We start from the raw sequence: 10,105 nt of genomic DNA on the forward strand, positions 1-10,105 counted from the left end.
GTGTTTGGGCAGTTTCCGAGCATCATCGCCACATCTGTGACGCCGTGCTAGGAAGCCGCATCCCCAACTACCGAGGCATCCTGCCATGACGTCCCCTTCTGATCAGGCCACGAAATCCACGCTCCGGGTCGGCGTCATCGGTGCTGGCGTGATGGGGACCAATCATGGGCGGGTGCTGGCCGGTCTTCCCGGGGTGTCGCTGGTCGGCATCGTCGATCCGCTGGAAGAGCATCGCAATCGCGCGGTCGAACTGATCGGCTGCAAGACGTTCGCGACCGTCGACGAACTGCTGCTGGCCGGCGTCGATGCAGTGACGATCGCGGCGCCGACGCATCTGCACCACGAAGTGGCGCTGACCTGCATCGGGCGCGGCGTGCACGTGCTGGTCGAGAAGCCGATCGCCTCGACCGTCGAGGAAGGCCGCGAGATCGTCGCCGCTGCCCGCAAGGCCGGCGTGACGCTGATGGTCGGCCATGTCGAGCGCTTCAATCCGGCGGTGGCCGCCATCAAGCAGGCGATCCGCAACGAAGATATTCTGTCGATCGGCATCACCCGGGTCGGGCCGTTCCCGCCGCGGATGTCCAATGTCGGCGTGGTGATCGATCTGGCGGTGCACGACATCGACCTGATTCGCTGGTTCACCGAATCCGAGATCGTCGACGTCCAGCCGCAGCTGACCTGCGCGGTCGCCGAGCGCGAGGACATCGCGCTGCTGCAATTCCGCACCGAGTCCGGCGTGCTGGCGCATATCAACACCAACTGGCTGACGCCGTTCAAAGCCCGCAACGTCACGGTGGCGACGCGCGGCAAATACGTGATGGGCGATCTGCTGACGCGGCAGGTCACCGAGTGCTTCGGCTTCAAGGCCGACGGCAGCTACTCGATGCGGCATCTGCCGGTCGGCCACGACGAGCCGCTGCGCGCCGAACTGATCGCCTTCCTTAATGCGGTGCGCTCCAACAGCACGCCCGCGGTCACCGGCGAGGAGGGCGTCGCCAGCCTCGAGATCGCGATTCAGTGCCTCGAGCAGCCGCCGAAGGCCGCTGCCGGCCGCAAGCCGCCGCTGCGCGCCGCCGGCTGATCGCCGCTCACACAGTTCATCGCTCCTCGCAGCATCCTCCTTCTCTCCGATCAAGCCGAGCTCATGAATCAGCATCTCCGAACCGACCCTGTGCCCTTCATCGATGTCGGCGCGCAGCGCCGCAGGCTCGGCCCCGCGCTCGAGGAGGCGGTCGGCAAGGTGCTGAATCACTGCCAGTTTCTCGGCGGTCCGGAGGTGCTGGCGCTGGAAGCCGAACTCGCCGCCTACACCGGCGCGCGCTATGTCGTGACCTGCTCGAGCGGCACCGACGCGCTGCTGATGGTGCTGATGGCCAAGGGCATCGGCCCGGGCGACGCGGTGCTGTGCCCGTCCTTCACGTTCTGCGCGACCGGCGAAGCGGTGGCGCTGACCGGTGCGACGCCGCTGTTCGTCGACGTCGATGAAGTCACCTTCAACATCGATATCGCATCGCTCAAGCGTGGTGTCGGCACGGCCAGGAAGCTCGGCCTCAAGCCCCGCGCGGTGATCCCGGTCGATCTGTTCGGCCAGGCGGCGGACCATGCCGCCGTCGCCGCGGTGGCGGCCGACGAGGGCCTGTTCGTGCTCGACGATGCCGCGCAGGGGTTCGGCGCGACCTATCAGGGCAAGAAGCTCGGCACCTTCGGGCTCGCGACCGCGACCAGCTTCTTCCCCGCCAAGCCGCTCGGCTGCTTCGGCGACGGCGGCGCGATCCTCACCGACGATGCCGAATTGGTCGAAGGCCTGCGCAGCGTCCGCGTCCACGGTCAGGGCGGCGACAAATACGACAACGTCCGCCTCGGCCTGACCGGTCGCCTCGACACCATCCAGGCCGCGATCCTGCTCGAAAAGCTGAAGATCTTCGACGACGAGATCGCGGCGCGAAACCGCGTGGCCGCGCGCTATTCCGAGGCTTTGGCCGATATCGTCACCGTTCCGCAGCTTGCCGAAGGCTGCAGCTCGGTGTGGGCGCAGTACACCATCCGGCTGCCGAAGGGCATCGATCGCGACGGCTTCGCGGCGACGCTGAAGGCGCAGGGCATCCCGACCGCGATCTATTACGCCAAGTCGATGCACCAGCAGACCGCCTACCGTGCCTTCCCGGTAGCGGATGGCGGGCTCCCGGTGTGCGAGCGGCTGTCGCCGGACGTCATCAGCCTGCCAATGCACGCCTATCTGGACGCACCAACCCAGGATCGCGTAATCGCCGCCGTGCGCGGCGCGGTCGGCCGATAGGCATCGCCGGACAAGGCGGGGCCGGGGACTGAGTCTCCCGTCATTCCGGGGCGCGTAGCGAAGCGGAGCGAACCCGGAATCTCTGCGTGCCAACAACTTCTGGATTCCGGGTTCGCGCGCCTGACGGCGCGCGCCCGGGAATGACTCGCTTGGGGTGAGGGGCAAGGGGAGGGCCGGGAGCCGTTTCCGGTTTTGCGGCCCCGCCACTTCCTGTAGAAGCGGGCGCATGCTCAGGCGTATTTTCACCGTCGGCGGCTTCACGCTGCTGTCGCGACTGACCGGCTTTGCCCGCGACATCATGCTGGCGGCGATCCTCGGCGCCGGGCCGATCGCCGACGCGTTCTTCGTGGCGCTGCGGTTGCCCAACCATTTCCGGGCGATCTTTGCCGAGGGCGCGTTCAACGCTGCCTTCGTGCCGGCCTATGCGCATGTGCACGGCGAAAAGGGCGAGGCCTCGGCCAAACTGTTCGCGGACCGCATCTTCACGCTGCTGTTCGTCTCGCAGCTGGTGCTGCTCGCGGCCGCGCTGCTGTTCATGCCGCAGATGATGAGCATCCTGGCGCCGGGCTTCACCGACGACCCGGCGCAGCGCGGGCTGGCGATCGAGCTGACGCGGATCACCTTTCCGTATCTGCTGCTGATCACGCTGGTGACGCTGTACGGCGGCATCCTCAACGTGATGCAGCGCTTCGCCAGCGCCGCGGCGGCGTCGATCTTTCTCAACATCTCGATGATGGCGACGCTGGCGCTCGCCGCATTCTTCCCGACCGCCGGCCATGCCGCGGCCTGGGGCGTGCTGATCTCCGGCTTCCTGCAATATTTCCTGCTCGCCGGCGATTTGTCGCTGCACGGCGGCCTGCCGCGGTTCTCACGGCCGAAGCTCGACGCCGATGTTCGCTCCTTCTTCCGCGCACTCGGCCCCGCGACGCTCGGGTCGATGGGCACGCAGATCGCGATGTTCGCCGATACGATCATCGCGACGTTTCTGCCGGTTGGCGCGCTGTCGGCGCTGTACTACGCAGACCGGCTGTATCAGCTCCCGATCGGCGTGATCGGCATCGCCATCGGCACCGTGTTGTTGCCGGAAATGTCACGCCAGCTGACCGCCGGCGACGATGCGGGCGCCAAGGCCTCGCAGCGCCGCGCCTTCGAGTTCGTGCTGCTGTTTTCAGTGCCGTTCGTCGCGGCCTTTCTGACGGTTTCCGACGTCATCATGCGGGCGATGTTCGCACGCGGCGCCTTCTCGCGGGCGGACGCCGTCGCTGCCGGTGCGACATTGGCGGCTTATTCGATCGCGCTGGTGCCGTCGGTCATGATCCGCAGCGCGGTGGCGCCGTTCTACGCGCGCAAGGACACCGCCACACCCGTCAAGGCGTCGCTGATTGGCATCGCTGTTAATGTGGCCCTCAAAGTCGTGCTGATGGGGCCATTCGCCCAGGTCGGGCTTGCCTTCGCAACCGCGATCGGCACTTGGATTAATCTCCTGCTGCTGATCTTCTTCTCGGTGCGCGCCGGCTATCTGGAGTTCGACCGCGCGCTGACCGCCGCCATCGTCAAATTCGTCGCCGTCGGCGTGCTGCTCGGCGCGGCACTGTGGGCGACGACTTGGTTCGGCGCCCCATACCTCGCCCAACTGCCGACGCTGCGCGACGAGGCGGCACTTCTGTTGCTGATCATCGTCGGCGCCATCGTGTACGGCGCCGCCGTGCTGCTGCTGTTCGGTCCGCGCTGGCTGAAGCGGCTGGTGCGGGGTTGATTAAGGCGACCCGAATAACCTCGCCCGTCGTCCCCGCGAAGGCGGGGACCCATAACCCCTAACGTCAAAGTTCTGCGCTAGGTCGATGTAGTGCAGGGGCGCCATCCCTCCGCCGCGAGTCTAGGGGCTATGGGTCCCCGCCTTCGCGGGGACGACGTTGTGCGGGAGGAGGCGTGGTCGGGTCATAGCGACGCTCACGTCATGGACGAGTGGGAGCCTGCCGACTCATCCCACCCGCGTCGTCGAGCGCACCAGGTTGGTGACATCCGAATACACTTCGAGCACCGGGTTGATGAAGCGGTGGGCCTTGTTCTTCGACACGATGGTGTCGTGCATCACCAGATAGTCGATGCCGGTGGTGAGGAAGCAGGCCATCGCGTCGCGCGGAGTCTCCACGATCGGCTCGCCCTTGATGTTGAAGGACGTATTCACCAGCACCGGCACGCCGGTCAGCGCCTCGAACTCTTTCAGGATGTAGTAGAGGTCCGGCGCGGTCTCCTCGTCCACCGTCTGCACCCGCGCGGTGCCGTCGACATGGACGACGGCGGGGATCTTGTCGCGCCACGCTGCCGCCACCGGCTTCGCCATCAGCATGAACGGCGAGTCGCCGATGCCTTCAAAGATCTCGTCGGCGCGCTCCTTCAGCACGATCGGCGCGAAGGGGCGGAACGGCTGGCGATGCTTCACGCGGCTGTTGAGGATGTCCTTCATCTCGGCATGGCGCGGATCGGCTAGCAGGCTGCGATGGCCGAGCGCGCGCGGTCCGAATTCCGAGCGGCCCTGGAACCAGCCGATCACCTTCTGGTCGGCCAGCAGCTTGGCGGTCTCTTTGTAGACCTGGTTGCTGCGCACGACGTTGATCTGCGGCTTGACGAAGAACCGCTTGGTGGCTTCGCCGATCTCGCCGTCCGTGTAAGGGCGGCCGATATAAGCGTGCTTCATCTCGAAGCTGCGCGGCTTCTGCTGCACGGCAAGGTGGCCGTAGTAAGCGCAGCCGATCGCGATGCCGTCGTCGCCGGCGGCAGGCTGGATCCAGACGTTCTCGAAGCCGGCTTCGCGCGCGATCCGGCCATTGGCGACGCAGTTCAGCGCGACGCCACCGGCGATGCAGAGATTCTTGGCGCCGGTGGTCTCGCGCAGCCAGCGCGCGCGTTCCAGCAGCACGCGCTCGGTGTCGTCCTGCACCCGCCAGGCGAGGTCTTCCCAGTGCCGCATCGCCGGGTGGCTTTCCCACTTGCCGGGTGAGTCCATGATGTAAGGCTGGTTCAGCTCCGGTGTCCAATGCGGCACGGTCAGCTTGTTGTTCTCGAACTGCAGCATCGGCGGGATGGCGTTGGGGCGGCCGTATGGCGCCAGCCCCATCAGCTCGCCGCATTTGTTCCAGTCGCCGAACACGTAGCTCGAGGCGCGGCTGTAATACGCCCCGAGGCCGGGCATGTTGTAGAATTCGTCGGACAGGAACCCGCGCTCAGGCTCCATCCAGACTTTCTTCAGGCACTCCAGCTTGGAGCCGCTGAATTTGTAGTAGCTCTCGGATTCCCGGGCGAGCGGCGAGGCTTCGTCGCCCGGGAAGCTCTCGTCGACATCGGAGCGATAGCTGCCGACACCGTCGACGATCATCACCACGCCTTCTTCGAACGGGCTCGGCGCAAATGCGCTGTAGGCGTGGGCGAGGTGATGCGAGATCGTCATCACCTTGTTCGAGTTGCTGCGGAACAGCGCGTGCATGCCGGCATCGGCGCGTTCGTGCTCGGGCAGGAACGCCGGCATGTCCTGATACATCAGCCGGTCTTCCATCTCCTGCACCGGCAGGATGTAGCAGTTGCGCACCACCAGATCGACGTCGGCCAGGGTGATGCCTTCGGCATTCAGGCAGTAATCGATCACCTCCCTGTAGAAGCCGGTCGCATGCTTTTCGCGGGTGATCCGTTCCTTCTCGATCCCGAACGCGATTTCACCGTCGCGCAACAGGCAGGCGCTGACGTCGTGGTCGTAGGTGTTGAGGCCGAGGATGTAGCTGCGAGGGTGTGACATTGAGCACTTTTCTGAGAGGCTGGGCGAGCGCGGCGCTCGTCGATGGATCTCGATCTTGGCGAGGTGGCTTCAGTCTGGAAGTCGGACCGCACGGGACCAGGGTTCAGTGAATCGGGAGGTGTCGGGAATATAGTGTCTGACGGCCGCTTGACCACGTTCGCCGCGGTTCGCTGGTTCGGCAATCGATGCAGTCATTGATTCTTCGCAGTCGCGGCCCTCTCGAATATCGCGGCGCACAATGCAACTCGCGAGGCCTGAGAGTGTTTCGCAGGCGGATGAGGCTTGGTTCAACATCAAGAGGGTTTCAGGCCCCGGCTTGCCCAAATTCTTTCATCCTCCTAATCTTGTCGAATTGAGGCCGCAAAAGATCTGTTTGATCGACGGACATTTGAACCCTCACGTTGCGCTCGCGCACCAATGCGGGCGAAGTTGCGTTCAAAATCCTCAAACGACCGGGAGAAAGAACCTAGATGGCTCAGAAAGTTTCGAAGGCCCGCAAAGGCATGCTCGCACGCGTGCTGGCGGCTGTTGCGCTGACCGGCATTTATTGCCTCAGCCTCGTGGGTACGTCGGCCGTGTTCCTCACCGCCACCACCACCAAGGCTGATGCGCAGCGCGGCCGTGGTCGTGGCCGCGGCGGTTGGGGCCGGGGACGCGGCTATTATCGTGGCGGGCGCGGTTACTATCGCGGTCGCGGACGTGGTTATTACGGCGGTGGCTGCGTGTTCAATCCGGTGTATGGCCGGGTGATCTGCTACTGATCCAGACCACGGCGAGCGCGCCGCATGGTCGACCAGTCGAAGGGTGCATCGGGAAACCGATGCACCTTTTTTACGGCTGGGTTCTTATGAGGAGGCGTCGACGGCAGCAGCCTCGCCGCTGGTGCCGCGCCAGGGGGGCGGCTCTGCAGTGCGGCCGGCGTTTGCGCCGCGCGCCGATCCGCTGCAAGATAGACCAAAGCAGCAGGAGAGGGTGAACGATGGCTCCCACCAAGTTCGGCGTCGGCCAGAGCGTCTTGCGCAAGGAGGACGATCCTCTCATCCGCGGCAAGGGTCGCTACACCGACGACTACGCGCCGCAAGCCTCGGCGCACGCGCTGGTGCTGCGCTCGCCGCACGCCCACGCGACCTTCACGCTCAATGCCGGCGTGGCACGGCAGCTGCCCGGCGTGCTGGCGATCCTCACGGCTGAGGACGTCAAGGACCTCGGCGGCCTGCCCTGCCTGTTCAATCTGCCCGACAAACCGTTCGTCGGCCCGGACTATCCGATCCTCGCAAGCGGCGAAGTGCGCCACGTCGGCGATGCGGTCGCCTTCGTGGTGGCCGATACGCTGGCGCATGCGCGTGATGCGATCGAAGCCGTGGCGGTGGAGTGGACGCCGCTGCCGGCCGCGATCGGTGCCGGCAACGCCATCAAGCCCGGCGCGCCGCAAGTCTGGCCGCAGTTTCCCGGCAACGTGCTGTTCGACGCGTCGATCGGCGACAAGGCCGCCGCCGACGCTGCGTTCGCCAAGGCGCATACGGTGGCCGAGATCAAGATCGTCAACCCGCGCATCGTCACCAACTACATGGAGACGCGCGCCGCGGTTTGCGAATACGATACCAAGCGCGATCACTTCACGCTGACGATCGGCAGCCAGGGCAGCCACCGGCTGCGCGACATCCTGTGCCAGAACGTCCTGAAGATCCCGACCGACAAGATGCGGGTGATCTGTCCGGACGTCGGCGGCGGCTTCGGTACCAAGCTGTTTCCGTATCGCGAATACGCGCTGCTCGCGGTGGCAGCGAAGCGGATCGGCAAACCGATCCGCTGGACCGCCGATCGCTCCGACCATTTCGTCGGCGACTCGCAAGGGCGCGACAACATCACCGTCGCCCGGATGGCGCTGGCCGAGGACGGCAAGTTTCTCGGCATGGACGTCGATCTGATCGGCGATCTCGGCGGCTATCTGTCGACCTTCGGCCCGTACATCCCCTATGGCGGCGCCGGCATGCTGCCGGGGCTGTACGACATCAAGGCCTTCCACTGCCGTATCCGCACCGTGTTCACCCACACGGTGCCGGTCGACGCCTATCGCGGGGCTGGGCGGCCGGAGGCGGCCTATGTGATCGAGCGGCTGGTCGATGCCTGTGCGCGAAAACTCGGGATGTCGCCCGATGCGGTCCGGCGCAAGAACTTCATCCCGCCGCGAGCGCTGCCCTACACCACCGCGACCGGCAAGGTGTACGACTCCGGCGACTTCGCCGCGCATCTGAAGCGCGCCATGGAAGTCGGCGAGTGGAAGGATTTCGGCAAGCGCATCAAGGCGGCCAAGAAGCAGGGGCTGCTGCGCGGCCTCGGGCTCGCATCCTATGTCGAGGTTTGCGGCACGATGGGCGAGGAGACCGCCAAGGTCGTGCTCGATCCCGATGGCGCCATCACCGTGCTGATCGGCAGCCAGTCGAGCGGGCAGGGCCATCAGACCGCTTACGCGCAGATCGTCGCCGAGCAGTTCGGCGTCGCGCCGGAGCGGGTCCGCGTCGTCCAGGGTGATACCGACAAGGTCGCGACCGGGCTCGGCACCGGCGGGTCGGCGTCGATCCCGTCCGGCGGCGTCAGCGTGCAGCGCGCCACGCAGCAGCTCGGCGAGCAATTGCGCGAGATCGCCGCCGATGCGCTGGAGACCAGCGCGGCCGACCTCGAGATCGCCGACGGCATCGTCCGGATCGCCGGCACCGACCGAACGATCAGCTTTGCCGACCTGGCCAAGCGCCCCGGCGTCGATCCGGCCAAGCTCAACGCCAGCGCGACCTTCTCCAGCGCCGACGGCACCTATCCGAACGGCACGCATCTGGTCGAGATCGAGCTCGATCCCGCCACCGGCAAGATCCGGATCGTCAACTACGTCATCGTCGACGATTTCGGCGTCACGCTGAATCCGCTGCTGCTCGCCGGCCAGGTCCATGGCGGCACGATGCAGGGCATCGGCCAGGCGCTGATGGAGCAGGCGGTGTATGATTCCGAGGACGGTCAGCTCGTCACCGGCACCTTCATGGACTATGCGATGCCGCGCGCCGCCGACGGGGCGCCGATCGTGTTCGAGACTCACAATGTGCCGTGCACGACCAATCCGATGGGCGTCAAAGGCGCGGGCGAGGCGGGCGCGATCGGCTCGTGCCCGGCGGTGGTCAACGCCATCATCGATGCGCTGTGGCGCGAATACCGGATAGACCATATCGACATGCCGGCGACGCCGGAGCGGGTGTGGATGGCGATCCGCGAGCACGAGCGGCAGCATCGGCTGTGAGACTTGGCCGCGCGAGCGTTAACGATCGCGTGATCGGCGCGGCCGCGCGGTACGATTCTGCAGAAACAGGCCCCGATGCGGTGAGAGACCGCAGCTGCGGCGCTGTCATCTCTTTTCCAACATGGAATAGTTCTATCAAATCGGTGTTTGCAGGAGTCGGGTCCGATCGTCGGCCGGATTGCCTGTGCTTCGACTTTGAGCCCGTGGGAGATGAGGAATGTTGCGAACAGTCGTGGTGGCCGGAGCCTTGCTGCTCGGCGTGAGCGCGGTGAACGCGCAGCAGAGCGTCGTCGACAAGACGCAGAAGCTGATGAAGGACAACGGCCGGAACATCATGCAGCTCGGCGCCATCGCCAAGGGCGAAAAGCCCTACGATCAGGCGACCGTCGATGCCGCGCTGAAGCAGTTCGACGAGACCGCCAAGGATCTGCCAAAGCAGTTTCCGGAGAGCGTGAAGGGCCTCAAGGCGACCGACAGCAAGTACAGCGCCTCGCCGAAGATCTGGGAAGAGCGCGCCAAGTTCGACGCCGAGATCGCGACCTTCGCCAAGGCGGTCAATGACGCCAAGGTCAACGTCAAGGATCTCGACACGCTGAAGGCCTCGTTTCCGGCGATCGGCAAATCCTGCGGCAGCTGCCACGAAGGCTTCCGCCTGAAGGACGGCTAGTAGAACTCAGCGGCCGGTTCGCCGCCGCGCCTCTCGATTCGTCATGGCCGGGCTCGTCCCGGCCAT

7 protein-coding genes are annotated in these 10,105 nt (G+C 65.7%); 6 read left to right on the forward strand and 1 reads right to left on the reverse strand.

Going from position 1 to position 10,105, the window contains the following annotated elements; translation table 11 throughout:
• Positions 1-85 precede the first annotated feature (85 nt).
• The 3 genes from IP86_RS25020 to murJ all read left to right on the forward strand — a co-directional run bounded on the left by IP86_RS25020 (position 86) and on the right by murJ (position 4,052).
• The gene (locus tag IP86_RS25020; RefSeq protein WP_054165151.1) at positions 86-1,081 is read left to right on the forward strand and encodes a Gfo/Idh/MocA family protein; all 996 of its coding nucleotides are present in this window, start codon (positions 86-88) and stop codon (positions 1,079-1,081) included.
• Positions 1,082-1,144: 63 nt separating this feature from the next.
• Positions 1,145-2,296, forward strand: coding sequence for a DegT/DnrJ/EryC1/StrS family aminotransferase (locus IP86_RS25025; RefSeq protein ID WP_054165152.1), 1,152 nt, complete (start codon positions 1,145-1,147; stop codon positions 2,294-2,296).
• A gap of 226 nt (positions 2,297-2,522) precedes the next feature.
• A complete protein-coding gene (gene murJ, locus IP86_RS25030; protein ID WP_054165153.1) occupies positions 2,523-4,052 on the forward strand; it encodes a murein biosynthesis integral membrane protein MurJ in 1,530 nt (509 codons plus the stop codon).
• A 225-nt stretch (positions 4,053-4,277) separates the two neighbouring features.
• Here the strand turns inward: murJ and IP86_RS25035 are convergent, their stop codons facing one another.
• On the reverse strand, positions 4,278-6,086 hold the full coding sequence (locus tag IP86_RS25035; protein WP_054165154.1) for a carbamoyltransferase family protein: 1,809 nt from the start codon (positions 6,084-6,086) through the stop codon (positions 4,278-4,280).
• Between the two features lie 470 nt (positions 6,087-6,556).
• Between IP86_RS25035 and IP86_RS25040 the strand changes: the two genes are divergently transcribed.
• The 3 genes from IP86_RS25040 (at position 6,557) to IP86_RS25050 (ending at position 10,039) form a co-directional block, all read left to right on the forward strand.
• Positions 6,557-6,847: a hypothetical protein gene (locus tag IP86_RS25040; protein ID WP_054165155.1), complete on the forward strand. Its 291-nt coding sequence runs from the start codon at positions 6,557-6,559 to the stop codon at positions 6,845-6,847.
• Positions 6,848-7,065: 218 nt separating this feature from the next.
• Positions 7,066-9,372, forward strand: coding sequence for a xanthine dehydrogenase family protein molybdopterin-binding subunit (locus IP86_RS25045; protein WP_054165156.1), 2,307 nt, complete (start codon positions 7,066-7,068; stop codon positions 9,370-9,372).
• Positions 9,373-9,589: 217 nt separating this feature from the next.
• Positions 9,590-10,039 (forward strand): c-type cytochrome, encoded by a 450-nt coding sequence (locus tag IP86_RS25050; RefSeq protein ID WP_054165157.1) that lies wholly within the window; start codon positions 9,590-9,592, stop codon positions 10,037-10,039.
• The last annotated feature ends 66 nt before the right edge of the window (positions 10,040-10,105 follow it).

This window comes from Rhodopseudomonas sp. AAP120 (assembly GCF_001295845.1).
GTDB lineage: Bacteria > Pseudomonadota > Alphaproteobacteria > Rhizobiales > Xanthobacteraceae > Rhodopseudomonas.

Bases quoted from the DNA above. Each gene is read 5' to 3' on its own strand.
- IP86_RS25020 (WP_054165151.1), top strand. From the start codon at position 86: ATGACGTCCCCTTCTGATCAGGCCACGAAATCCACGCTCCGGGTCGGC.
- IP86_RS25025 (WP_054165152.1), top strand. From the start codon at position 1,145: ATGAATCAGCATCTCCGAACCGACCCTGTGCCCTTCATCGATGTCGGC.
- murJ (WP_054165153.1), top strand. From the start codon at position 2,523: ATGCTCAGGCGTATTTTCACCGTCGGCGGCTTCACGCTGCTGTCGCGA.
- IP86_RS25035 (WP_054165154.1), bottom strand. From the start codon at position 6,086: ATGTCACACCCTCGCAGCTACATCCTCGGCCTCAACACCTACGACCAC.
- IP86_RS25040 (WP_054165155.1), top strand. From the start codon at position 6,557: ATGGCTCAGAAAGTTTCGAAGGCCCGCAAAGGCATGCTCGCACGCGTG.
- IP86_RS25045 (WP_054165156.1), top strand. From the start codon at position 7,066: ATGGCTCCCACCAAGTTCGGCGTCGGCCAGAGCGTCTTGCGCAAGGAG.
- IP86_RS25050 (WP_054165157.1), top strand. From the start codon at position 9,590: ATGTTGCGAACAGTCGTGGTGGCCGGAGCCTTGCTGCTCGGCGTGAGC.